Source organism: Roseovarius sp. MBR-154, from assembly GCF_053628595.1.
Genome location: NZ_JBRJGR010000005.1, coordinates 187904 through 210352 on the forward strand (window position 1 = coordinate 187904; position 22449 = coordinate 210352).

A 22449-nucleotide genomic window follows, 5' to 3' on the forward strand; every position below is an offset into this window, starting at 1 on the left:
TCACCGCCGTTGAAACGCGATCATCACCAGCGCCAGAAGGCTTGAGCCGACCATGAGCAGCAGCGACACCGCGTTGAGCAGCGGGGTGGAGCCCTCCTTGAGCCGGTCGAACATGGCGATGGTCAGCGGCGCGTCGGAGCCCACCAGCATCAGCGTGGTGTTGAAATTCTCGAAGCTCATCAGGAAGGCCACGACAAAGGCCCCGATCAGGGCGGGCATCAGGTAGGGGATGGTGATCGTGCGCACCGCCGTCAGATGGCCCGCGCCGAGGTTGAGCGCGGCCTCTTCCAGCGTCCGGTCGAATTTCCGCAACCGCGCGGCGATGACCAGCGTGGCGATGGTGGTGATGAAGGAAAACTGCCCCAGGATCACCAGCATGAGGCCGGGGCGCAGCGCCATGAGATCCCATTCCATCGCGTCCCATGCCGCATTGGCCACGGTCGAGGAAAAGACCAGGATCGAGATGCCGAGCACGATCCCCGGAATGACCAGCGGCGTCAGCATCAGCACGTAGAGCAATCCGCGGCCGCGGAACTCGTAGCGGTTGAAGAGAAAGGCGTTGGTGGTGCCCACGGCGACCGAGAGCAGCGAGACGCAGAAACCGACGAAGGCCGAGGTGCCGATGGCGCGCAGGATCGGGCGTTCGTGAAAGACGCCGATCTTGGGTTGTTCCTCGCCGAAGAACCAGTCCCAGGTGAAGCCCTCCCAGGGCAGCGAGGGGAACTGGCTGTCGTTGAAGGCAAAGACCGCGACGACGGTCAGCGGCAGTGCGAGATAGGTGAAGAAGAGGACCACATAGGCGGTGTAGGTCACCTTGATCAGACGGCTCTGGGGGATGGTGGGGATCATGGCGTGCCTCTCATCCCATGGTCTTTTCAAGGGTCTGGCCGGTCAGGCGCAGCGTGCCCCAGACGATCACCGAGGACAGGATCAGCAGCATGAAGCCGAAGGCCGCGCCCAGCTCCCAGTTGAAGCGGACGATGAATTGCGAATAGATCAGCTCGGTGAACCACAGGCTGTCCTTGCCGCCCAGCATGATCGGCGTGAGGTAATTGCCGAGCGACAGCATGAAGACGACGATGGAGCCCGAAACGATGCCCGGCATGGCATGTGGGATCACGATTTCACGCAGGATCGACGGGCCCGAGCCGCCCAGATCATAGCCCGCCTCGATCACCGCGTCGTCGAGGCTGTCGAGCGTGGTGATCAGCGGGACCACCATGAACAGCATCGAGGTATAGACCAGCCCGACCATGATCGCGGCGTCGTTATAGAGCATCTCGACCGGGCCTTCGACCAGCCCCGCCCATTGCAGAAAGCTGGAGAACACGCCGGTTTCGCGCAGCAGGATCATCCAGCCGAAGGTGCGCACCAGTTCCGACACCCAGAACGGCACGAGGCATAGCAGGAACAGCGCCGAGCGCACGCGCCCGCGCGCCATCTTGGCGATGTAATAGGCCACCGGAAAGCCGATCAGCAGGGTGAGCGCGGTGGCCATCACAGACATAACGGCGGTGCGCGCGAAGGTCATGAGGTACAGCGGCTGTTCGATGAAACTGCGGTAATTGGCGAAGCTGGTGGCATATTCGCCAACGCCCACCCGCTCGCGCAGCGAGACGAGGAACATGTCGATATGCGGGATGATGATCAGCAGGCCCAGCCACAGCAGGAGCGGTGTCACCAGCAGGAGAAAGCCGAGCCTTTGTGCCGCCTGCATCAGACCGCCCCCGCCGCGAAACAATTGCCCTGATCGCTGGACCAGCCGACATGCACTGCCGAGCCGCGCTCGAGATGGGCGAATTCGCCGGATTGGGGCAGGGCCACCTCGATCTCCTCGCCGCCCTCGTCAGGGCGTATCAGGATGCGGCTGGCCGCGCCGTTGAAGAGCAGGCTGGTCACGGTGCCCGAGAGGCGGTTGTCGAAATGCGCTACATCCTCGGGGCTGTGGCCAAGGCGGATCGCCTCGGGGCGGACATAGATATCTGCCGCTGCACCCTCGGACAGGGCGCGCCCGTGGCGGCTGCCCAAGAGCGCCAGCCCGCTGTCGCTGCGCAGGCGCAGGGCGTCGCCCTGCACGCTCTCGACCCGGCCACGCCAGCGGTTGCTGTCTCCGACAAAGCCCGCGACAAAGGCGGTTTCGGGCCGGTAATAGAGATCGCGCGCGGCGCCCATCTGCTCGAACCGTCCGGCATTCATCACCGCGACGGTGTCGGACATCACCAGCGCCTCGCTCTGGTCATGGGTGATATAGACAAAGGTGGTGTCAAAGGCCGCCTGCAATGCCTTCAACTCGATCTTCATGTGTTCGCGCAGCTTGAGGTCAAGCGCGCCGAGCGGCTCATCCAAAAGCAGCACATCGGGTTCCAGAACCATGCAGCGGGCGATGGCCACGCGCTGTTTCTGCCCGCCCGAGAGTTCATCCACCTTGCGCGTGCCGATATATGGCAGGCCGATGCGTTCCAGCACCTCGCCCACCTTGCGGGTGATCTCGGGCCTGGGCAGGCCCTTGCGGCGCAGCCCGTAGCCGATGTTGTCGGCGATATTCATCATCGGGAACAGCGCCAGATGCTGGAACACCATGTTCACCGGGCGCTTGTTGGGGGCCACGTCGAGCACCGAGCGACCCTTGATCCGGATATCGCCGCTGGTGGGGGCGAGGAACCCCGCGATCATCCGCATGATCGTCGTCTTGCCGCAGCCCGAGGGCCCGAGGATGGAAAAGAACGAGCCCGGCGGCACCTCGAAGCTGACATCGTCGACGGCGGTCGTGTCGCCGAACCGTTTGGTGAGATGGGTGCAGGCAAGATCAGGCTGCGTCATGTCGGGGTCCTTCAATGCAAGAAGCCCCCGCCAGTGCGGCGGGAGCCTCGGGGATATCGCGCAGCTTCAGTTCGCGGCCTTGACCCGGTCGAGCACGCCGCCCTCGATCACCTCGAGCCCGGCGGGCACCGGCGGATACCACTTGATATTGTCCACCGCTTCTGGCGGGAAGCTGGCCTGATACTTGGCCTTGAGCGCGTCGGAGACATGCGCATCGGCCCCCTTGGAGGCGGTGAAGTTGCCTGCAACTTCGGTGATCATCGCTGCGATTTCGGGCTGCATCACGAAGTTGATCCAGTCATAAGCGGCCTGATCGGCACGGCCCTTGGCGGGCAGAACGAAGGTGTCGATCCAGCCAAGCGCACCCGAGGCGGGGGCGACGAAGGTGATGTCGGCATTGTCCTCGTTCAGCTTCCAGCCGCCGGTATCCCAGGCCATCGCCGCGACGATCTCGCCTGAGCGCATCAGGTTCATCAGCTCGTCGCCGCCGCTCCAATAGGCTTTGACATTGGGCTTGCATTCGACAAGCTTGGCCTCGACCTTTTCCATGATCTCGGTATAGGCGGCCTCGTCGCCATAGGCGGCGAACGGGTCCATCCCCATGGCGAAGGCAAAACCGATCAGCGTCGGGCGCTTGAGGCGGTAGGAGACGTCACCGGCCACCTCGGGCGCACAGAGATCGGTGTAATCCTTCACCATGTCTGCCTTGGAGGTGTCGACCACGAGGCCCGAGGTGCCCCAGACATGCGGCACGCCGTAGACCTCGCCACCCACGGTGGTGTTGGCCTTGGTCGCCTTGAGCATCGACGGGATAAAGAGCGACTCGTCGATCTTGGAGATGTCCATCGGCTTGTAGATGCCGAACTCGGCCTGCGGTCCGGCGATGCGGTCCTGGCTGGGCTGGGCGAGGTCGAAGCCGCCGCCGCCGGTGGCGCGCAGCTTGGCGATCATTTCCTCGTTGTTGGAGAGCGTGACCTCGACGGTGTGGCCGGTCTCTTCCTCGAATTTGGCGATGACGTCCTCGGGGGCGTAGCCGCCCCATGTCAGCAGCCGCAGCGTATCCGCAGCGGCGGGATGTGCGAAGGCCAGCGTTCCGGTCAGAACGGCGGCCAGGGTCATATGCGTGGATGTGAGTTTCATGTGTTTTCCCTGTCTTGAACAACGTGATCGGAATTGTTCGTTTCTGAGTGTTAGCGCAGGTTCGGTGACGTTTCCATGAAAACCGTTCGTGCCTGCACCGGCTGTGATCCGCGCCCGTGATCTCCTTTCCCGGGGCCGCGCGGTGGCCCCGTTCAGGGTTTGCGAAAGAGCCGTGTCATCTCGAACAGGCTGTCGAGCCGCTCGAAACGGTCGCGCGCCTCGGGCCAGCGTTCCTCTTGCGTGGCGGCGATGAGGGCCTCGGTGAGCGAGAGCGTGGCGATGTTGGAATCCCAAGCCGATGGAATTTCCCCCCAGCAGTGAAACGTCGCCTCGGCCAGTCCTGCGACCGGGCTGGCCCATTGGTCGGTGATCAGGATCACCCGCGCCCCGCGCGCCGAGGCAATCTCGGCCAGGCGCAGCAGGTTTTCCTCGTAGCGGCGGATGTCGAAGATCAGCAGCGTGTCGCCCTCGACCATGTCGAGTACGTAATGCGGCCATGTGGCGGGCGAGGAGGTGAGATGCGTCACCCGCTCGCGGATCGCCTGAAAATGGGTGAAGGCATATTCGGCCAGCGACCGCGTGATGCGCCCGCCGACGATATAGAGCCCCGCATCGCTGGCCAGCAGGCGCGCGGCGGCGTCGAATTGCGCGGTGTCGATATTGGCGAAGGTCTGCGCAAGGTTTTGCGTCACCGCCCCGGCAAAGCGGTTGAGCATGTGCGATTCGGGGGCTTCGGCGGTCCAGACCGCGCGGCGTTCGGTCGGGCCCGAGACCTTGGCCTGCAATTCCTGCAACAGCGCCTGATGGAACTGCGGATAGCCCTTGAACCCCAGTTTCTGCACCATCCGTGCCACAACCGGGGCCGAGACGCCCGCCCCCTCGGCGGCGGTGGTGATCGAGGCGAGGCCCGCATTGGGGTAGTTTTCGACAAGTGCATTGGCGAACTTGCGCTCGGATTGCGTCAGATCCTGATATTGGCTGCGGATCAGTTGCCGCACCGTCGGCGTGGCCGATGTCATCGGCCGCGCGGAACTGGGGTGCGGATCGTCGATCACGGGCGCGCCTCTTGCGGCACGATTCTGAGCAGAAGGGCAGGTGCGCGGCAGGCCAACGGAAATCTTCTCCGAATGTTTCTGGAAAAATATTGACGAAAAACTTCTCTCATGGAAAGCTTTTTCCAGCGACAGGGGGAAACATGGCCGCAAAACGCGCCGAGGCTTATGAAATCATCAACGCGGACGGGGTCGGCCCGGCCGTGATCGTCTGTGAACATGCCTCGAATCACATCCCCGTCGACTATGACGGCCTCGGTCTGGACCCGTCGGCGCGCGACAGCCATGCGGCCTGGGACCCGGGGGCGGAGGATGTGGCGCGGCGTCTGTCTGAGGCGCTGGAGGCGCCGATGATCGCCGGGCGCATCTCGCGGCTGGTCTATGATTGCAACCGCCCGCCCGAAGCCCCGAGTGCGATGCCCGAGCGGACCGAGACGATCGCGGTGCCGGGCAATGTCGGGCTGGATGAGGCGGCGCGCGCGGCGCGGGTGGCGCGGGTCTATGCGCCCTTCACGCGCGCCACATCCGATCTGATCGCGCGGCGGGGCAGGGCGGGTACGCCCTTTGCGCTGATTACCATGCACAGTTTCACGCCCCGATGGATGGGACAGCCGCGCGCGGTGGAGATCGGCATCCTGCATGACAGCGATGCGCGGTTGGCCGATGCGATGCTGGCGCAGGAGGTGCCGGGCAGGCGGGTGGAGCGCAACGCACCCTACGGCCCCGCCGATGGCGTGACGCACAGTTTACGCCTGCACGGGATCGCCAACGATCTGCCGAACGTGATGCTGGAAATCCGCAACGACCTGATCGCGACGCCCGCGCAACAGGATCGCATCGCCGCCGAGGTGCTGGGCCTGCTGCATCCCGCGCTTGCGCGGCTCAGGCTGGGGGAGGCCCATGATGCGTAGCATGATGCGGGCCTATATCCGAGGCATCGACCGAATGAACCGCTTTATCGGGCGTATCGCCATGTATCTGGTCTTTGTGCTGATGGGCGTGCTGCTCTGGTCGTCACTCTCCAAGGCAACGTCGACCCCGTCGCTCTGGACGTTGGAGACCGCGCAATTCGTGATGGTCGCCTATTATGTCCTGGGCGGGCCCTATTCGATTCAGCTCGGCTCGAACGTGCGGATGGATCTGTTCTACGGCGACTGGTCGCCGCGCACCAAGGCGATGGTCGACGGGTTCACCGTGTTCTTTCTGCTGTTCTACCTCGTCGTTCTGTTCATGGGGGCGGTCAGTTCCACCGCCTATGCGCTTGGCTATTTCGGGATGGAGCCGTTTCACTTTTTCGGGGATTTGTTCCTGACCCTGATCACCGAGGGGCCGAGCGCCGCGCAGGAGAAACTCGGGTTTCTGGAACGCAGTTCGACCGCCTGGCGTCCGCCGCTCTGGCCGATCAAGATCGTGCTCTGCATCGGTATCTTCCTGATGATCCTCCAGGCGCTGGCGGACTTCTTCCGCGATATCGAATACCTGCGCGAGGGAGACACCGATGCCGCATGAGATGATTGCCCTCGTCATGTTCGCGGGCATGATGCTGATGCTGATGACCGGGCAGCGGGTGTTCGGGGCCATCGGCTTTGTCGGCGCATTGGCGGGCGTGCTGCTCTGGGGGACGGGTGGCGTTGAAATCCCGTTCTCGGCGGCGATGAAGCTGATGAAATGGTATCCGCTGCTGACCCTGCCGATGTTCATATTCATGGGTTACGTTCTCAGCGAGAGCCGCATCGCCGACGACCTTTACAAGATGTTCCATGTCTGGATGGGGCCGGTGCGGGGCGGGCTGGCGATCGGCACGATCGGGCTCATGGTGCTGATTTCGGCGATGAACGGGCTGAGCGTCGCGGGCATGGCGATCGGGGCCACCATCGCGCTGCCCGAGTTGCTGCGCCGGGGGTATGACAAGATCATGGTGACGGGGGTGATACAGGCGGGCTCGTCGCTTGGCATCCTCGTGCCGCCGTCGGTGGTGCTGGTGCTTTATGCGATGATCGCGCGGCAGCCGGTGGGGCAATTGTGGCTGGCGGGGGTGATCCCGGGGCTGTTGATGGCGACGCTGTTCATCCTCTACATCTACATCCGCTGCCGCATTCAGCCGCATCTTGGCCCGGTGCTGCCGCCCGAGGAGCGCAATGTGTCGCTGTCCGAAAAGCTGCGTCTGCTGCGCGCAGGGCTGTTGCCGCTGGTGATCTTCGCGGTGATGATGGTGCCCTTCGTCAAGGGCTGGACGAGCCTCGTGGAAAGCTCTGCCATCGGCGCGATTGCCGCGTTCCTCGCCGCCGTGCTCAAGGGGCGGATGACGCGGGCGGTGTTCGAGACGAGCGTGCGCAACACGCTGGCGATTTCGTGCATGTTCATGTGGATCATCCTCGCCGCCCTTGGTTTCGGCGCGATCTTTGACGGGTTGGGGGCGGTGAACGCCATCGAGGGGCTGTTTACCGAGACGCTGAACCTCAGCCCGTGGATGATCCTCATCCTGATGCAGCTCAGTTTCATCCTCATGGGCACGTTTCTGGATGATACCGCGATGCTGGTGATCGTCGCGCCGCTTTACGTGCCGCTGGTGGGCGCGCTCGGCTTCGATCTGATCTGGTATGGTGTGCTTTACACGATCACCACTCAGATTGCCTATATGACACCACCGTTTGGCTATAACCTCTTTCTCATGCGCGCTATGGCCCCGCCCGAGATCGGGCTGCGCGACATCTACCGCTCTATCGTGCCGTTCGTGGGGGTGATGGTGGTGGCGCTGGCGCTGGTGATGATCTTTCCGCAGATAGCCCTGTGGTTGCCGGAATACGTGTACGGAAAATAACCCCGACAAGAGCCCTGACGAAGGGGCCGTCATTGCAACAAGGAGAAGAACGATGACGACGACAAGACGCAAGTTCCTGAAAACCGCGGGTGCGGGTGCGGTCGCGGCCCCGCTCGCGGCCCCCGCGCTCGCGCAATCGACGATCACCTGGCGGATGCAGACCTATGCCGGCGCGGCTCTGGCCGAGCATGTGGTGAAACCGGCCATCGACACCTTCAACAAGATCGCAGGCGACCGCATGCAGATCGAGCTGTTCTATGCCGATCAGCTGGTGCCCACCGGCGAGCTTTTCCGCTCCATGCAGCAGGGCACCATCGACGCCGTGCAGTCCGACGATGACAGCATGGCAAGCCCGACCGAAGTGACGGTCTTTGGCGGCTATTTCCCGTTCGGATCGCGCTACAGCCTCGATGTGCCGGTGCTCTTCAACCAGTATGGTCTCAAGGAGATCTGGGAGGAGGAATATGCCAAGGTCGGCGTCAAGCATATCAGCGCGGGGGCGTGGGACCCCTGCCATTTCGCCACCAAGGACCCGATCCACAGTCTTGAGGATCTCAAGGGCAAGCGGGTCTTCACCTTCCCGACGGCGGGCCGGTTCCTGACGCAGTTCGGCGTCGTGCCGGTGACCCTGCCCTGGGAGGATATCGAGGTCGCGGTGCAGACCGGCGAGCTTGACGGTATCGCCTGGTCGGGCATCACCGAGGATTATACGGTGGGCTGGGCGGATGTGACCAACTACTTCCTGACCAACAACATTTCGGGTGCCTGGGTCGGCCATTTCTTTGCCAATATGGGCCGATGGGAGGAATTGCCGGAGGATCTGAAACTTCTGCTCGCCACCTGCATGGAGCAGTCGCATTACTATCGCCAGTGGTGGTATTGGGGCGGAGAGGCGCGCCTGCGGGTGAACGGTGACAAGATGAAGCTGACCACGATCCCGGATGCGGAATGGGCGACGGTGGAGACCGCCGCACGCGAGTTCTGGAACGAGATCGCGGCGCAATCCGAGACCAAGGCCAAGGTCGTGGAGATCTTCAAGCAATACAACGCCGATATGGAAAAGGCCGGACGCCCGTACCGCTATACCTGAGCGGGGTGTCAGTCGAACCCGGAAGGGGGCCTGTCCCGGGCCCCCTTTGCCAAATCTGAATGGAGCGAACGACCATGACTGCCCTGACACTGGATGCGCTGAAAACCAAGGCCGCGAGCGGCGAGATCGACACGGTGCTGCTCTGCGCCGTGGACATGCAGGGCCGCCTTGTGGGCAAGCGGTTCCACGTGTCGAACTTTCTCGAAGCGGGGTATGAGGAGACGCATTGCTGCAACTACCTGCTGGCCACCGATCTGGAGATGGAAACGCCCGACGGCTATGCCGCGACAAGCTGGGCCATGGGCTATGGCGATTACACGATGAAGCCGGATCTTTCCACGCTCTGCCCGGTGCCGTGGCTCGAGGGCACCGCGCTGGTGCTGTGCGATTTCCTCGATCATCACGGCCATGCGCCGGTGCCGCATTCCCCGCGCCAGATCCTGAAGGCACAGATCGAGCGCGCGACGGCCATGGGGCTCACCCCGATGATGGCGACGGAGTTGGAGTTTTTCCTCTTCCAGCGCTCCTATGACGAGATCCGCGCCAGCGGTTACCGTGACCTCGCGACACTGGTGAAATACAACCAGGATTACTCGATCCAGTTCACCACCCGCGATGAGCATGTCATGCGCCCGGTCCGCAACGCGCTATACGCCATGGGTATCCCGGTGGAAAACACCAAGGGCGAGGCCGAGATCGGGCAGGAAGAGCTCAACATCCGCTACGGTGATGCGCTCGAGGCGTGTGACCGGCACACGCTGGCCAAGCACGCGGTCAAGGAGATCGCCGCCCAGCATGGCCATGCCGCGACCTTCCTGCCGAAATGGCGCGCCGACAAGGTGGGCAGTGCCGCGCATATCCACCAGTCGCTGTTCAACGCCGAGGGCAACGTGTTCCATGATGCGGACGCGCCGCATTCGATGTCGAGGGTGATGCGCCATTACGTGGCCGGGCTGTTGAAATATGCGCCCGACTGCATGCTGCTGATGGCCCCCTATATCAACAGCTACAAGCGCTTTGTGCCGGGCACCTTTGCGCCCACCAAGACCGCCTGGTCGATCGACAACCGCACCGCCGGGTTCCGGCTGGTGGGCGAGGGCACCAAGGGCGTGCGCATCGAATGCCGCATTCCGGGGTCTGACATGAACCCCTATCTCGCCTGTGCCGGGCAACTGGCAGCAGGGCTTGCGGGGATCGAGGAGGAACTGGCCCTGCCCGATCCTGCGCAGGGCGATCTCTACAGCATGGCGGATGTGGCCGAGGTGCCGCACAAGCTGAGCATGGCGACCGAGACCTTCCGCAATTCGGCCATGCTGCGGCATGCCTTCGGCGATAAGGTGGTCGATCACTACACCCGCGCGGCGGAGGTCGAGCAGGAGGATTTCGACCGCGTGGTCACCGACTATGAGGTGCAGCGCGGATTCGAGCGGGCGTGAGGGCGGCACCGCCGGATTTGAGTATTTTCGGAACGATGAAAGGGCGGGACATGCGCCTGCCGGAAAGGGTGTGAACATGCCGGAACTGAGATGTATATCCCCGATCGACGGATCGGTCTTTGCCACGCGCGAGACGCTGAGCGCCGAGGCCGCGCACGCGGCCATTGCCGAGACCCGCGCGGCGCAGGCGGACTGGGCCGCGCGTCCCTTGCAGGAGCGGGTAGACCTGGTGATGGCGGGCGTCGCCGCCGTGGGCGCAATGAACGATGAGATCGTGCCGGAACTGGCCCGCATGATGGGCCGCCCGGTGCGCTATGGCGGCGAATTCGGCGGTTTCAAAGAGCGTGCCTCCTACATGGCCGAGATCGCCGCGCAGGGGCTGGCGGATATCGAGGTGTCGGATGATGGCGCGTTCCACCGCTATATTCGCCGCGTGCCGCATGGCGTGGTGTTCGTCGTGGCGCCGTGGAATTACCCCTACATGACGGCGATCAATACCGTGGCCCCGGCGCTGATCGCCGGGAACGCGGTGGTGCTGAAACACGCGACGCAGACCCTGCTGGTGGGCGAGCGCATGGCGCGGGCCTTTCACGCGGCGGGCGTGCCCGAGGCCGTGTTCCGCAACGTATTTCTGGATCACGACACCGCCTCGACGCTGATTTCCGAAGGGCAGTTCGATTTCGTCAACTTCACCGGATCGGTCGGCGGCGGGCAGGCGATGGAGCGTGCCGCCGCGGGCACATTTACCGGGCTGGGGCTGGAACTGGGCGGCAAGGATCCGGGCTATGTGATGGATGATGCCGACCCGGTCGCGGCAGCCGAGGGGCTGATTGACGCCGCAATGTTCAACTCGGGCCAGTGCTGTTGCGGGATCGAGCGGATTTATGTGCATGAAAGTCTGTTTGATGCGTTTGTCGCGAAGGCGGTCGAGATCGTGAACGGCTACCGGCTGGGCGATCCGCTGGACCCCGAGACCACGCTTGGCCCGATGGCGAACAAACGCTTCGCCGACGAGGTGCGAGCCCAGATCGACGAGGCGGTCGCGGCGGGTGCCGTGGCGCATATCGAGACCTTTGCCGAGGATGATGGCGGCTGTTACCTGACCCCGCAGATCCTGACCGATGTCACCCATGACATGCGCGTGATGCGCGACGAGAGCTTTGGGCCCGTGGTGGGGATCATGCCGGTGCGCGACGATGCCGAGGCGATCCGGCTGATGAATGACAGCCCCTTCGGTCTCACCGCCTCGCTCTGGACGCATGATGCCGTGCGCGCCGCAAAGCTGGGCGACGCCATCGAGACCGGCACCGTCTTCATGAACCGCGCCGATTACCTTGATCCGGCGCTGTGCTGGACCGGCTGCAAGAGCACCGGGCGCGGCGGCGCGCTGTCGGTCATCGGCTATCACAACCTGACCCGTCCGAAATCCTATCATCTCAAGAAGGCAACGACATGACACTTACCGCAAACTGGTCCTATCCCACCGCCATCCGTTTCGGGGCGGGCCGCATCGCGGAACTGGCCGAGGCTTGCGCACGGGCCGGGATCACCCGCCCGCTGCTCGTGACCGACAAGGGGCTGGCCCCGCTGCCGATCACCGCGCAGGCGATGGAGGTCCTGCGCAAGGCGGGGCTGGAGGCCGCCGTGTTCTCGGAGGTCGACCCGAACCCCAACGAGATCAACCTTGCCGCCGGGGTCGAGGCCTACAAGGCCGGGGGCCATGACGGGGTGATCGCCTTTGGTGGCGGCTCGGGGCTGGACCTTGGCAAATGCGTGGCTTTCATGGCAGGACAGACGCGCCCGATCTGGGATTTCGAGGATATCGGTGATTGGTGGACGCGCGCAGACGCCGATGCCATCGCCCCGATCATCGCCGTGCCCACCACCGCCGGGACCGGCTCGGAGGTTGGGCGCGCAGGTGTGCTGACCAATTCGGTAAGCCACGAGAAAAAGATCATCTTCCACCCCAGGATGCTGCCCGCCGTGGTGATCTGTGATCCCGAACTGACCGTCGGAATGCCGAAGGCGATCACCGCAGGCACCGGGCTTGATGCCTTCGCGCATTGCGTCGAGGCGTTCTCTTCGCCGCATTATCACCCGATGAGCCAGGGCATCGCGCTCGAAGGCATGCGGCTGGTGATCGAGAACCTGCCGCGCGCCTACGCCACCCCTGACGATATCGAGGCGCGCGCCCATATGATGAGTGCTGCGGCCATGGGTGCCACGGCGTTCCAGAAGGGGCTGGGCGCGATCCACGCCATGAGCCATCCGGTGGGCGCGCATTTCAACACCCATCATGGCACCACCAATGCGGTTTGCATGCCTGCCGTGCTGGACCTGAACGCGCCCGTGATTGCCGACCGCTTCGACCGTGCGGCGGGTTATCTGGGCATTGAGGGCGGCTATGACGGCTTTCGCGCCTTCGTGGACCGGTTCAACGACAGCTTCAGCGTGCCCAAGGGGCTGGCCGCGCTCGGCGTGACCGAGGACGCGATACCGGCGCTGGTCGAGGGTGCGATCAAGGACCCGTCCTGTGGCGGCAACCCGGTGGAGCTGACCGAGGACAATCTCACGGCGCTGTTCCGGGCGGCGATGTAAGTGGCGGGGCGCGGGTTATCCCGCGCCTGCGTTTTGCGGCAGGATATAGGGGCGGTCGTCGGGCGGCGGCACGCTGACCGTCAGGTCACAGCCATAGACCGCAGAGAGCGTTTCCGAGGTGATCACCGTCTCGGGCGTGCCCTCGGCCACCACGCGGCCCGATTGCATCATCACCACGTGGTCGGCGAACATCGAGGTGAGGTTGAGATCGTGCATCACCGCCACCACCCCGCCGCCGCGCGCGGCGAAATCGCGGGCGAGGCGCATGACGCTCAGTTGATGGCCGATATCGAGGCTGGAGACCGGCTCGTCGAGAAACAGCCAGTTTGGGCCGTCGGGACCGAAAGGCTCCCATATCTGGGCGAGCACGCGGGCGAGTTGCACGCGCTGCTGTTCGCCGCCCGAGAGGTCCTGGTAGGTGCGGCTGGCCAGGTGGCGCAGCCCGACATGATCCAATGCGCGCAGTGGCAGGTCGGGCCGGTGGGCGAAACGGCCCGCGCCATGGCCGATGCGCACCACCTCGATCACGGTGAAGGGAAAGGCCAGCCGGGCAGCCTGCGGCAGCACGCCCCGGCGCGGGGCGAGGGCCATGGCGTGGCGCGGGTGCACGGGCAGGCCGCCCATGGCGATCGTGCCCTGGGCGGCAACCTCGCCGGTCAGGGCGCGCAGGAGCGTGGTCTTACCCGAGCCGTTGGGGCCTGCGATGGCGGTCAGGTGCCCTGCGCGCGCCGAGAGGCTGACATCGTGCAGGATGGCGGTGCCGCCGAGGCGCAGCGAGACATGATCGGCGCACAGCATCACAGGTCCACCAGCCCGCGCCGCCGCAGCAATATCCACAGGAACACCGGCGCGCCGAGCACGGCAGTGACGATGCCGATGGGCAATTCGGCGGGTGCGATGAGCAGGCGGCTGAGGATATCGGCACCCAGAAGCAGGCTTGCGCCCAGAAGCGCGCTGTTGATCAGCAGGGGGCCGTGATCGGGCCCGGTGGCAAGCCGCAGGAGATGCGGCACCACGATGCCGACAAAGCCGATGCCGCCCGACACCGCGACGGCGGCACCGGTGGCCCCGGCGACGGTGAGGATGGCGAGGGTCTTGGTGCGCTGCACCGGGATACCCAGATGCAGCGCCGTCGCCTCGCCCAGGGCCAGCCCGTTGAGGCCGCGCCCGAGGGTGGTGGCGGCGAGGAGCGCCAGCGCGATGATCGGCGCGGCGGTGGCAAGCTTGGCCCATGTCGCCCCGGCGAGCGAGCCGAGGCCCCAGAAGGTGAGATCGCGCAATTGCTGATCGTCGGCGGCATAGACCAGCAGCCCCGAGACCGCGCCGGAGAGTGCCCCGAGCGCGATGCCGGCCAGCAGCATCGTCGCGACCGAAGTGCGCCCGCCGCGCGTGGCGACCCCGTAGAGCAACAGCACCGAGCCCCAGCCGCCGAGAAAGGCGGCGAGCGGCACGGTATAGAGGCCGATCAGGGACCGGAGCACCGGGGGCAGCAGCCCGCCCAGAACGATCGCGGTGATCGCGCCCAAGCCTGCGCCCGCGCTGACGCCGACGATGCCGGGATCGGCGAGCGGGTTGCGAAAGAGCCCCTGCATCACCGCGCCCGACACGGCGAGTGCGGCCCCGACGAGCGCGCCCATGGCGATGCGGGGCAGGCGCACCTCCCACAGGATGATGCGGCTGAGGGTGTCGTCCTCTGCGCTGCCGGTGACGAGGCCGAGGAGCGAGACGCCCGAGGCGCCGCTTTCAAGGCTGATCGCGCAGATGGCAATGAGCAGCAGCCCGAGCCAGAGATGCGCCTGCCGCGCGGTGCTGCGGCGGTCGCGGGGGACGGCGTGCATCGGGTCAGCTTGGGTCAGAGTCATCGTCGGCCTGCGTCGTTGCATAGATGGCGCTGTGCAGGTCGCGGGCGGCCTGCGCGGTGCGCGGACCAAAGCCCAGAAGATAGAGCCCCTGCATGCGGATCACCGCGCCGGACTCGGCGGCGGGGGTGGTGCGGATCGCGGGCATGGACAGGAGCACCTCGTCCTCAATGGCGTGATCGCCGCCGCGATCCATCATCAGGATCACGTCGGGGGCGGCACGGCTCACGGCCTCGTCGGTCAGTTGCTTGTAGCCCTCGAATGCGTCCACGGCGTTGACCGCGCCCGCCATCTCGATGATGCCTGCCGCCTGTGTGCCGGTGCCCCCGGCGAGGATGCGCCCGCCTTGCAGGCTGAGGATGAAGAGCACGCGCCGCGCCTCAGCGGGGGCGATTTGCGCGGTCATGCGGGCGGTCGCGTCGAGCGCGGCGCGGGTTTCGGCGATGAGCGTCGCGGCGCGGTCGGGCAGGCCGAGCGCCTGGCCCACCACGGCGATCTTTTCAAGGATGCCGGGGCCGTCACTGGCCTCGGGCACGGTGGTGAACGGCAGGCCGGAGGCCTTGAGCACGTTGATCGTCTCGGGCGGGCCCGCGCCCTCGATGGCGAGAATCCGGTCGGGGGCGACCGAGAGCACGCCTTCGGGGCTGAGGGCGCGGGCATAACCCACATCGGGCAGGTCGGTCACCTCGGGCGGGTAGGTCGAGGTGGTGTCACGCGCGACGAGCCGGTCGCCCGCGCCGAGCGCGTGGACGATCTCGGTCACCGAGCCACCGATGGAGAGCAGGCGCTGCCGGGGCTGGGCAGAGGCGGGCAGGGCGCAAAGCGCGGTGGCCTGCGCAATCAGGGTGCGGCGGGTGAGACGGGTCATGCGGGCACCTCTGCATCGGCGCGGTCGGGCAGGGCCGCGACATGCGCGCCGAAGGCCGGGCGGTGATCGAGATCCTCCTTGCGCAGACCGAAGATTTGCAGGATCAGGCCGCCCTCGGCATCGAACGCCTCGACCGAGATGGCGGGGCCGCGCTGGGTGGGTTTGTCGACCGCCCAGACCTCGGCGATATGGTCGCGGCGCAGGTGCAGGTTGAAGCCGGGATCGAGCACGTTCTGCCACGGACCCATCGCTTTGAGCGTTTGGACCGGGCCGGAATGGATCTGGATGCAGCCGCGATTGCCGACGAAGATCATCGCCTCGGTGGCGTCCTCGGCGAGGCGGGTGAGGAGTGTGTCCACGGCCCCGGCGTCTAGCGCACGCACGAAGGGGGCGCCCGCGATGCGGTAGGCACCGAGGCGGTTCATCCGGAGTTTCGACGTCAGGCGCAGGAACTGGTGGGTGTCGGTCAGGCGCTGCCATTCCTCGCGCAATATCTCGACCTTGTCGGTGTTGGACTTGGCGGGTTCGGTGAGTTGACGCGGGGCCAGGTCGAGGGTCTGGCCCTGATCGAGAAGGGCCTGCGACAGGCGCAGCGCGTCCCAAGCGGCGAGGGAGGAGCCGTCGCGCAGGAAGATCTTGTGCACCGCGTCGCCTGCGGCATCGAAGACCTGAAGGCTGCGGCGGGGGCCGGTCTCGGCCTCGGTCTCGACCATGAAGGCGTGGCACCAATGGCTGGGAAAGAGGCGCAGGTCGATCTCGGGCGTGAGGATCATCGCGGCGTGTTTGCCGCTGTGGTAGTTGTCGTAACGCCCGACCTTTTCATGCACGCAGGACGGGTTGCGGGTGAGCGCCATCACCTCGCCGAGTTTCTGGGCCGCCGCCATCACCTGATCGGGATGCGCCGCGATGCGCGTGGCACCCGCGCCAGTGGAGGCGGCGACAAGCTGGGCCTCGGGAATCCCGAGGCTGTCGGCCTGATCGCGGCTGCGCATCTTCGGGTTCTCGGCCTGAAAGGCGCGGATTGCGTCGGGGGTTATGGGGGCGGTCTGAGCCATGCCTACCTCTCGTGTGGTTCGATTGGATGGCTGCATCGCGTGCTGCGGATGTGGCTGCGGAGCGCGGGGCTGATCCCGCGCCGTGAATGTTGAGTCTTTTACTCGATAACTCCCCGTCGGCGCAAGAGAGCGGGCAAGATAAACTTGACTATAACACTCCACTATTCTAACAGACCCCATCGCCACCTAATCGCGCCGCATACCCGGCCAGGCAGCTACCGATCAAACGGTCATCTGCGGGAAGGGAAAGATATGGCGTTTTTCAATCATTGGCGAAACGGGTCCGGGTTGGGCCTTGGATGCGTGCTGGCGGTGCAGGCCGGATTTGCGGCGGCACAGGAGGGTGAGGCAGCGACGCAGGACACGTTCCGCCTGCCCGATATCGTGATCTTCGGGGCCGCGCGGGACGAGCGCGCGCTGCTCGACACGCCCAATGCCGCGAGCGTGGTGGGCGAAGAGGAGATCCGCCGCCGCCAGCCCTCGACCTATGCCGAGATGCTCGACGATGTGCCGGGGCTGAGCATCGAGGGCGGGCCCCGCGGGGTGAGCCAGGAGATCAACATTCGCGGCTTTCAGGACGAGCAGGTGGTGCTGCGTCTGGATGGCGGGCGGCAGAATTTCAACCTCGCGCATCGCGGGCGGTTCTTTACCGATCCGATGATCCTCAAGCAGGTTGAGGTGTTGCGCGGTGGGGCTTCGACGCTGTTTGGCTCGGGCGCGCTCGGCGGGGTGGTCTTTACCGACACCAAGGATGCGCGCGACGTGATCGATCCGGATAAATCCGTCGGCGGCGAGGTCAGCCTTGGCTACAACTCCAATGGCAATGAATGGAAATACGGCGCCACCGGCGCGGTACAGCACGGCGCGTTCGATGCGCTGATCTTTCTGTCGGGGCGCGACCGGGGCAGCGATATCGAGGATGGCAGTGGTGCCGATATCGTCGACAGCCAGATCGACAGCGAGAATTACCTGCTGAAATTCGGGGTCGAGCCCGCCGAGGGCCTGCGGTTTGAAACGAGCTATCAGCGCTACGAGGATGAGGGCGTCACCCCGCCCAACACCAACGCGCAGGGCACGGCCACGACCAGTGTGAACCGTGACCTGACCCATGAGGCGGTGCGCGCCGGGATCGAATGGAATCCCTCGGGCAATCCGCTGGTCAATCTCAATGCGCTGTTCTTCCACAACAATACCGAGGTGCGCGAGGACCGGATCTTTGACGGGCGGTTCGATACGACGGATTTCGAGACGGTGGGCTTCGAGATCACCAATGTGTCAGAGTTCGACATCGGCGTGCCGGTGTCGCTATCCTATGGGTTCGAGGTTTTCGAGGACCGGCAGACGGGCACCCGCAACGGCGCGGCGCGCGCACAGACGCCGGATGCGAAACAGGAATTCTACGCCGCATTCGCGCAGGCCGATTTCAAGGTCGCGCCGACCCTCACACTGACAGCGGGCTTGCGCTATGACGTGATCGACACCAAGCCCGAGGGCGGCTTTGCCAGCCGGTCGGACGAGGAGTTTTCGCCCAAGCTGGCGCTGTCCTGGCGGCCGAGCGAGCGCACGCAGGTCTTTGCGTCGGCGTCGCGGTCGTTCCGCGCCGCCTCATTGACCGAGTTGTTCCCGCAGGGGGTGCATTTCATCGCCGGGCCGGGCTTTCCGCTTGGCGGGCCGGGGTCGCCGTTCTTTACCGGGGTGAACGAATTCCTGCCGACGCCCAATCTCAGGCCCGAGACCGCCGATCAGATCGAGATCGGCATGCGGCACCGGATCGACGGGCTGTTCCGGCAAGGTGACCGGCTCGATCTGTCGGGTAACATCTACTATGCCGAGGTGGATGATTTCATCGACACGGTGGTGACCTTCATCGACCCCGCGACCACCGGGTTCAACCCCGTAACCGGGCGGCTGGAGGTCAATGGCTCCACCACCTCGCGCAATATCGACGCGCGGCTCTACGGGCTGGAACTGAGCGCCGATTACGACGCGCAGACCTGGTTTGGGCGTGCCTCGCTGAGTGTGCCGCGCGGCGACGGGCGGGGTGGCGCGGGCGAGTTGGGCTCGATCCCGCAGGACCGGCTGGTGCTGACGGGCGGGCTGCGGCCCGTGCCGGGCTGGGAGTTGGGCGCGCGCGCCACCTTCCTGCGCGAGCTTGATGCCGGTGATCTGCCCGCCGGAACGCAGCCGGTGGATGGGGCCGAGATCTTCGATGTCTTTGCCAATTGGCAACCACAGCGCGGCGTGCTGGAGGGCACCGTGATCAGCGCGGGCGTGGACAACGTGTTTGACGAGAATTACCGCGTGCATCCCAACGGGCTGAACAATCCCGGCGTGACGGCGAAATTGGCGATTTCCCGACGTTTCTGACAACGGACAGGGGCGCGCGATGCGGCGCGCGCCCTTTTCAGGCGAAGCCGGTGATAAGCTGGCGCAAGCCGATGGCCGCGCCCGCAAAGATCGCCGCGAAGGTCACCGGCGCGCTGAGCGACAGGACGGAAAAGGCCGAAATGCCCTGACCCACCGTGCAGCCAAAGGCCAGCACCGCGCCGAAGCCCATGCAGACCGCGCCGAGGATCTGGCGCTTGAGTTCGCGCGGGTCCTCGCAGGCTTCCCACCGGAAATGCCCCTTGATCAGGCTGCCGCAGAACGCGCCTGCCAGCACGCCGAAGACCGAGGCCACGCCAAAGCTGAGCCCGCCGCCGCTTGCGGTCATCAGAAACAGGATGGATTCGCCGAGTGGCGCCGAAAACGTGTGGCTCTGGACCGATTGCAGCATGAAGCCATGCGTCGCCACCCACGATGTGCCGACCCAGCCCGAGGTGATGGCAAGGCCCACCAGCGCGCCCCAGAGCACCGACCGGCGATCACGCAGAAACCCGCGCGAGCCGAGCGCCAGAACCGCGATCCCGGCTGATATGAGCAGCCCCGCCCCGATCATCGGCACCCCGGTCAGGCGCTCGACGATCTGGGCATAGTTTTGGGTGTCGAGGGCAGGGGTGGTGGCCTCGGTCGCCATGATCCGCAGCCGCGCCAACGGCCCCGACATCATCGCATAGGCGGCAATGCCCATCACCAGCACGATCACGAAAGACCGCAGGTCACCGCCGCCGAACCGCGCCAGCGCGCCAAAGCCGCAATTGCCCGCAAGTGACATGCCATAGCCGAACATCAGCCCGCCGAGGATCGAGGCAAAGGGCGACCAAGGCGTGATCCAGTAGGCGTTCATCGCGATATCGAACCCGCCGAGCGCCACGGCGGCAAAGGCCGACAACCCCGCCACGCCGATCGCCAGCCCCCACATGCGCAGGCGGGTGTCGCTGTGCTGATAGAGATAATCCTCGATCGCACCAAGGGTGCAGAACCGCCCCAAACGCGCGGCGAGGCCAAGGATCAGCCCGCCGCCGAACCCGATGAGCGCAATCAGCATAGGTTCCGGAATGCCGCCGGGCATGTGTCTCCTCCATTTGTCGGTGGCAAGGCCCCGGCTCCTCCGTCAAGGCTGCTTGCAAAAGAGATCGTAGACCACTGCGAGCATCGTGATCGCGCGTGTGTCTGTCAAACGGTAATAGATCGCCTTGCCTTCACGTCGTGGTGTCACGAGCCGCTCTGTCCGCAGCCGCGAGAGCTGTTGCGAGACCGCCGCCTGACGCGCCGAGAGCAGTTCTTCGAGCTCGGTAACGGTCTTTTCGCCGGTCGCGAGGTGGCACAGGATCATCAGCCGCCCCTCATGGCTGATCGCTTTCAGAAACTCGGCGGCGTCATGGGCGTGGCCCAGCATCGTGTCGAGGCTCTCGGGGGTGATGTCCATGTCTGTCGGAGGGGCCTTGCGCAGCATGGCGGGTTACCGCAGGGCCGTCGCGTCGGGATGCGCGTCGAGCAACTGGCCCAGCAGGAACCAGAAGAATTCGTCGCCGGCATAGCCCTCCATCCGGCCCAGTTCCTGCCCCTTGTGAACCAGCACGAAAGTGGGGGTAAAGACCGGGCGCGAGGTGAATGCCACATCCTCGGGCAGGTCGTTGATCAGCACCCGGCGCAGCGGTGCGCGCGCGCCTTCTTCGGTGTTGGGGTAGGCCGGGGCGATCTCGGCGTTCCACTGTTCGCACCAGTGACAGCCGTGTTGTTCGACCATGATCAACTCTGCCGCCCGAAGCGGGCCAGTGAGACCAAGCGTCAGCCCGAAGCTGACCAGAACGGCGGCGAGTATACGCATTTCTTGGTTCCGATTGACGGAGGCAATAAAACATATAATAGTTTGAATATGTTTCCGGATCAACCCATGTGAGGCCACTTGATGTTTGATGTCTCCCTGCTCAGCGCGTTTGTCGGCGGTCTGATCGTGTTTTTCTCGCCCTGCGTGCTGCCGATCGTTCCGTTTTACCTAAGCTACATGGCCGGGGCCTCGATGTCGGAAATCAGCGCCGAGGGGCGGTTGGCCCCCGGCGTGCGGCGCCGGGCCTTTGCCGCATCGGTGATGTTCTCGGCGGGAATCATCACGGTCTTCGTGTTGTTGGGCGCGGCGGCCTTTGGGCTCAGCCAGGCGTTTCGCGGTTTTCAGACCGAGTTTCGCCTTTTCGCGGCGCTGGTGGTGTTGATCCTCGGGCTGCATTTTCTGGGCGTGCTGCGGATCGGGTTTCTCAATCGCGTTTTCCAGATGGAGGCGGGGGACACCAAGAACATGTCCGTTCTGGGCGCTTACGTGGTGGGCTTTGCCTTTGCCGCCGGGTGGACGCCGTGTGTGGGCGGCGTGCTGACCGCTGTCGTCTTTACCGCGAGCACCGAGGCCACGGCAATGGAGGGGCTGGGGCTGCTGCTGGTCTTCGGCTTTGCGATGACCACACCGTTCATGGTGGCGTCGCTCTTTATCGGGCCGTTCCTGCGGTTCGCGTCGAAGTTCCGCCGCCACCTGCCCAAGGTGGAAAAGGCGATGGGGTTGCTGCTGATCGTGTTTGCCGCGCTGATCGCCACCGACAGTGTCAACCATATCGCGCAATGGATGCTGGAGACGTTCCCGGCGTTCCAGAACATATAGAGAGGAGGAGATCATGACACGTTTTCTGAGCCTGCTGGCGGCCTGTCTGCTGGCGCTGCCGGTTGCCGCCGCCGAGTTGGGCGATGACGGGCTGCACAAGACCGACTGGATGCGCGACACGTTCAAGGACCTGCGCGAGGATCTGGAGGAGGCGGGTGCCGAGGGCAAGCGGCTGATGATCATGGTCGAGCAGCGCGGCTGCATCTACTGCACGCGGATGCATGAACATGTGTTTCCACGCCCCGAGATCGCCGAGTACATCCGCGAGAATTTCTTTGTCGTGCAGCTCAACCTGCATGGCGATATCGAGGTGACCGATTTCGACGGGGAATCACTGAGCGAGAAACAGGCCACCCGCAAATGGGGGTTGCTGTTCACGCCGTCGATTCTGTTCCTGCCCGAAGAGGTGCCCGAGGGGCAGACGGCGGCGCAGGCGGCGGTGGCGCTGATGCCCGGCGCGTTCGAGGCGGGGACCACGCTCGATCTGCTGACATGGGTGAACGAGAAGCGATATGCGCTTGATACGGATGAAGATTTTCAGCGTTATCATGCGCGGCGCATTCAGGAACGCACAGCAGAATGATTCGGGATAAGGCGAGCGTCGGATTACGTTAAATTCAAAAATCAGAATTTATTGTTGTGTGATCTCGTCATTGTGCCCTATGATATACAAAATTGTGA

General features: G+C 64.8%; 22 protein-coding genes. 10 read left to right on the plus strand and 12 right to left on the minus strand.

Going from position 1 to position 22449, the window contains the following annotated elements; genetic code table 11:
• The 5 genes from ACSSV4_RS09075 to ACSSV4_RS09095 all read right to left on the minus strand — a co-directional run bounded on the left by ACSSV4_RS09075 (position 1) and on the right by ACSSV4_RS09095 (position 4979).
• On the minus strand, positions 1-849 hold the full coding sequence (locus ACSSV4_RS09075) for an ABC transporter permease (RefSeq protein ID WP_454274823.1): 849 nt from the start codon (positions 847-849) through the stop codon (positions 1-3).
• 10 nt (positions 850-859) lie between these two features.
• Entirely contained in the window at positions 860-1717 is an 858-nt protein-coding gene (locus tag ACSSV4_RS09080) for an ABC transporter permease (RefSeq protein ID WP_454274824.1), read from the minus strand.
• Positions 1717-2820, minus strand: a complete 1104-nt coding sequence (locus ACSSV4_RS09085) for an ABC transporter ATP-binding protein (RefSeq protein WP_454274825.1) — start codon at positions 2818-2820, stop codon at positions 1717-1719. The genes ACSSV4_RS09080 and ACSSV4_RS09085 overlap by 1 nt, the downstream gene beginning before the upstream one ends.
• A gap of 66 nt (positions 2821-2886) precedes the next feature.
• Positions 2887-3939, minus strand: coding sequence for an extracellular solute-binding protein (locus ACSSV4_RS09090; protein WP_454274906.1), 1053 nt, complete (start codon positions 3937-3939; stop codon positions 2887-2889).
• A gap of 173 nt (positions 3940-4112) precedes the next feature.
• Entirely contained in the window at positions 4113-4979 is an 867-nt protein-coding gene (locus ACSSV4_RS09095; RefSeq protein WP_454274907.1) for a MurR/RpiR family transcriptional regulator, read from the minus strand.
• A 176-nt stretch (positions 4980-5155) separates the two neighbouring features.
• Between ACSSV4_RS09095 and ACSSV4_RS09100 the strand changes: the two genes are divergently transcribed.
• The 7 genes from ACSSV4_RS09100 (at position 5156) to ACSSV4_RS09130 (ending at position 12957) form a co-directional block, all read left to right on the plus strand.
• Positions 5156-5923: an N-formylglutamate amidohydrolase gene (locus tag ACSSV4_RS09100; RefSeq protein WP_454274826.1), complete on the plus strand. Its 768-nt coding sequence runs from the start codon at positions 5156-5158 to the stop codon at positions 5921-5923.
• Complete coding sequence (locus tag ACSSV4_RS09105; protein ID WP_454274827.1) at positions 5916-6521, plus strand: TRAP transporter small permease subunit; 606 nt, start codon at positions 5916-5918, stop codon at positions 6519-6521. The genes ACSSV4_RS09100 and ACSSV4_RS09105 overlap by 8 nt, the downstream gene beginning before the upstream one ends.
• The gene (locus tag ACSSV4_RS09110) at positions 6511-7833 is read left to right on the plus strand and encodes a TRAP transporter large permease (protein WP_454274828.1); all 1323 of its coding nucleotides are present in this window, start codon (positions 6511-6513) and stop codon (positions 7831-7833) included. Before ACSSV4_RS09105 ends, ACSSV4_RS09110 begins: the two co-directional genes overlap by 11 nt.
• A 52-nt stretch (positions 7834-7885) precedes the next feature.
• On the plus strand, positions 7886-8923 hold the full coding sequence (locus ACSSV4_RS09115) for a TRAP transporter substrate-binding protein (RefSeq protein ID WP_454274829.1): 1038 nt from the start codon (positions 7886-7888) through the stop codon (positions 8921-8923).
• Between the two features lie 74 nt (positions 8924-8997).
• Complete coding sequence (locus tag ACSSV4_RS09120) at positions 8998-10359, plus strand: glutamine synthetase family protein (protein ID WP_454274830.1); 1362 nt, start codon at positions 8998-9000, stop codon at positions 10357-10359.
• A 76-nt stretch (positions 10360-10435) separates the two neighbouring features.
• Positions 10436-11815, plus strand: coding sequence for an aldehyde dehydrogenase family protein (locus ACSSV4_RS09125; RefSeq protein ID WP_454274831.1), 1380 nt, complete (start codon positions 10436-10438; stop codon positions 11813-11815).
• Complete coding sequence (locus tag ACSSV4_RS09130; RefSeq protein ID WP_454274832.1) at positions 11812-12957, plus strand: iron-containing alcohol dehydrogenase; 1146 nt, start codon at positions 11812-11814, stop codon at positions 12955-12957. The genes ACSSV4_RS09125 and ACSSV4_RS09130 overlap by 4 nt, the downstream gene beginning before the upstream one ends.
• A 15-nt stretch (positions 12958-12972) precedes the next feature.
• On the opposite strand, the gene ACSSV4_RS09135 is transcribed toward ACSSV4_RS09130, so the two are convergent.
• Genes ACSSV4_RS09135 through ACSSV4_RS09150 form a run of 4 tightly spaced genes read right to left on the minus strand, consistent with a single transcriptional unit; the run spans position 12973 to position 16739 of the window.
• The gene (locus ACSSV4_RS09135; protein WP_454274833.1) at positions 12973-13755 is read right to left on the minus strand and encodes a heme ABC transporter ATP-binding protein; all 783 of its coding nucleotides are present in this window, start codon (positions 13753-13755) and stop codon (positions 12973-12975) included.
• On the minus strand, positions 13755-14819 hold the full coding sequence (locus tag ACSSV4_RS09140) for a FecCD family ABC transporter permease (RefSeq protein WP_454274834.1): 1065 nt from the start codon (positions 14817-14819) through the stop codon (positions 13755-13757). Before ACSSV4_RS09140 ends, ACSSV4_RS09135 begins: the two co-directional genes overlap by 1 nt.
• Entirely contained in the window at positions 14800-15684 is an 885-nt protein-coding gene (locus tag ACSSV4_RS09145) for a heme/hemin ABC transporter substrate-binding protein (RefSeq protein ID WP_454274835.1), read from the minus strand. Before ACSSV4_RS09145 ends, ACSSV4_RS09140 begins: the two co-directional genes overlap by 20 nt.
• Complete coding sequence (locus tag ACSSV4_RS09150) at positions 15681-16739, minus strand: hemin-degrading factor (RefSeq protein WP_454274836.1); 1059 nt, start codon at positions 16737-16739, stop codon at positions 15681-15683. The genes ACSSV4_RS09145 and ACSSV4_RS09150 overlap by 4 nt, the downstream gene beginning before the upstream one ends.
• Positions 16740-16991: 252 nt before the next feature.
• On the opposite strand from ACSSV4_RS09150, the gene ACSSV4_RS09155 reads away from it, so the two are divergent.
• Positions 16992-19106: a TonB-dependent receptor domain-containing protein gene (locus ACSSV4_RS09155; RefSeq protein WP_454274837.1), complete on the plus strand. Its 2115-nt coding sequence runs from the start codon at positions 16992-16994 to the stop codon at positions 19104-19106.
• Positions 19107-19143: 37 nt separating this feature from the next.
• Here the strand turns inward: ACSSV4_RS09155 and ACSSV4_RS09160 are convergent, their stop codons facing one another.
• The 3 genes from ACSSV4_RS09160 to ACSSV4_RS09170 are packed head-to-tail and all read right to left on the minus strand — an operon-like array spanning position 19144 to position 20949.
• Entirely contained in the window at positions 19144-20190 is a 1047-nt protein-coding gene (locus tag ACSSV4_RS09160) for a YeeE/YedE family protein (protein WP_454274838.1), read from the minus strand.
• 42 nt (positions 20191-20232) lie between these two features.
• The gene (locus ACSSV4_RS09165; RefSeq protein WP_454274839.1) at positions 20233-20547 is read right to left on the minus strand and encodes an ArsR/SmtB family transcription factor; all 315 of its coding nucleotides are present in this window, start codon (positions 20545-20547) and stop codon (positions 20233-20235) included.
• 33 nt (positions 20548-20580) lie between these two features.
• Entirely contained in the window at positions 20581-20949 is a 369-nt protein-coding gene (locus tag ACSSV4_RS09170) for a hypothetical protein (protein WP_454274840.1), read from the minus strand.
• An 81-nt stretch (positions 20950-21030) separates the two neighbouring features.
• Between ACSSV4_RS09170 and ACSSV4_RS09175 the strand changes: the two genes are divergently transcribed.
• Positions 21031-21768, plus strand: coding sequence for a cytochrome c biogenesis CcdA family protein (locus ACSSV4_RS09175; protein ID WP_454274841.1), 738 nt, complete (start codon positions 21031-21033; stop codon positions 21766-21768).
• Positions 21769-21781: 13 nt separating this feature from the next.
• Positions 21782-22351, plus strand: coding sequence for a thioredoxin family protein (locus tag ACSSV4_RS09180; protein ID WP_454274842.1), 570 nt, complete (start codon positions 21782-21784; stop codon positions 22349-22351).
• Positions 22352-22449: the final 98 nt, after the last annotated feature.

Excerpts from the sequence above, each read along its gene's own strand:
- ACSSV4_RS09075 (WP_454274823.1), bottom strand. The coding sequence starts at position 849 with ATGATCCCCACCATCCCCCAGAGCCGTCTGATCAAGGTGACCTACACC.
- ACSSV4_RS09080 (WP_454274824.1), bottom strand. The coding sequence starts at position 1,717 with ATGCAGGCGGCACAAAGGCTCGGCTTTCTCCTGCTGGTGACACCGCTC.
- ACSSV4_RS09085 (WP_454274825.1), bottom strand. The coding sequence starts at position 2,820 with ATGACGCAGCCTGATCTTGCCTGCACCCATCTCACCAAACGGTTCGGC.
- ACSSV4_RS09090 (WP_454274906.1), bottom strand. The coding sequence starts at position 3,939 with ATGACCCTGGCCGCCGTTCTGACCGGAACGCTGGCCTTCGCACATCCC.
- ACSSV4_RS09095 (WP_454274907.1), bottom strand. The coding sequence starts at position 4,979 with ATGACATCGGCCACGCCGACGGTGCGGCAACTGATCCGCAGCCAATAT.
- ACSSV4_RS09100 (WP_454274826.1), top strand. The coding sequence starts at position 5,156 with ATGGCCGCAAAACGCGCCGAGGCTTATGAAATCATCAACGCGGACGGG.
- ACSSV4_RS09105 (WP_454274827.1), top strand. The coding sequence starts at position 5,916 with ATGCGTAGCATGATGCGGGCCTATATCCGAGGCATCGACCGAATGAAC.
- ACSSV4_RS09110 (WP_454274828.1), top strand. The coding sequence starts at position 6,511 with ATGCCGCATGAGATGATTGCCCTCGTCATGTTCGCGGGCATGATGCTG.
- ACSSV4_RS09115 (WP_454274829.1), top strand. The coding sequence starts at position 7,886 with ATGACGACGACAAGACGCAAGTTCCTGAAAACCGCGGGTGCGGGTGCG.
- ACSSV4_RS09120 (WP_454274830.1), top strand. The coding sequence starts at position 8,998 with ATGACTGCCCTGACACTGGATGCGCTGAAAACCAAGGCCGCGAGCGGC.
- ACSSV4_RS09125 (WP_454274831.1), top strand. The coding sequence starts at position 10,436 with ATGCCGGAACTGAGATGTATATCCCCGATCGACGGATCGGTCTTTGCC.
- ACSSV4_RS09130 (WP_454274832.1), top strand. The coding sequence starts at position 11,812 with ATGACACTTACCGCAAACTGGTCCTATCCCACCGCCATCCGTTTCGGG.
- ACSSV4_RS09135 (WP_454274833.1), bottom strand. The coding sequence starts at position 13,755 with ATGCTGTGCGCCGATCATGTCTCGCTGCGCCTCGGCGGCACCGCCATC.
- ACSSV4_RS09140 (WP_454274834.1), bottom strand. The coding sequence starts at position 14,819 with ATGACTCTGACCCAAGCTGACCCGATGCACGCCGTCCCCCGCGACCGC.
- ACSSV4_RS09145 (WP_454274835.1), bottom strand. The coding sequence starts at position 15,684 with ATGACCCGTCTCACCCGCCGCACCCTGATTGCGCAGGCCACCGCGCTT.
- ACSSV4_RS09150 (WP_454274836.1), bottom strand. The coding sequence starts at position 16,739 with ATGGCTCAGACCGCCCCCATAACCCCCGACGCAATCCGCGCCTTTCAG.
- ACSSV4_RS09155 (WP_454274837.1), top strand. The coding sequence starts at position 16,992 with ATGGCGTTTTTCAATCATTGGCGAAACGGGTCCGGGTTGGGCCTTGGA.
- ACSSV4_RS09160 (WP_454274838.1), bottom strand. The coding sequence starts at position 20,190 with ATGCCCGGCGGCATTCCGGAACCTATGCTGATTGCGCTCATCGGGTTC.
- ACSSV4_RS09165 (WP_454274839.1), bottom strand. The coding sequence starts at position 20,547 with ATGGACATCACCCCCGAGAGCCTCGACACGATGCTGGGCCACGCCCAT.
- ACSSV4_RS09170 (WP_454274840.1), bottom strand. The coding sequence starts at position 20,949 with ATGCGTATACTCGCCGCCGTTCTGGTCAGCTTCGGGCTGACGCTTGGT.
- ACSSV4_RS09175 (WP_454274841.1), top strand. The coding sequence starts at position 21,031 with ATGTTTGATGTCTCCCTGCTCAGCGCGTTTGTCGGCGGTCTGATCGTG.
- ACSSV4_RS09180 (WP_454274842.1), top strand. The coding sequence starts at position 21,782 with ATGACACGTTTTCTGAGCCTGCTGGCGGCCTGTCTGCTGGCGCTGCCG.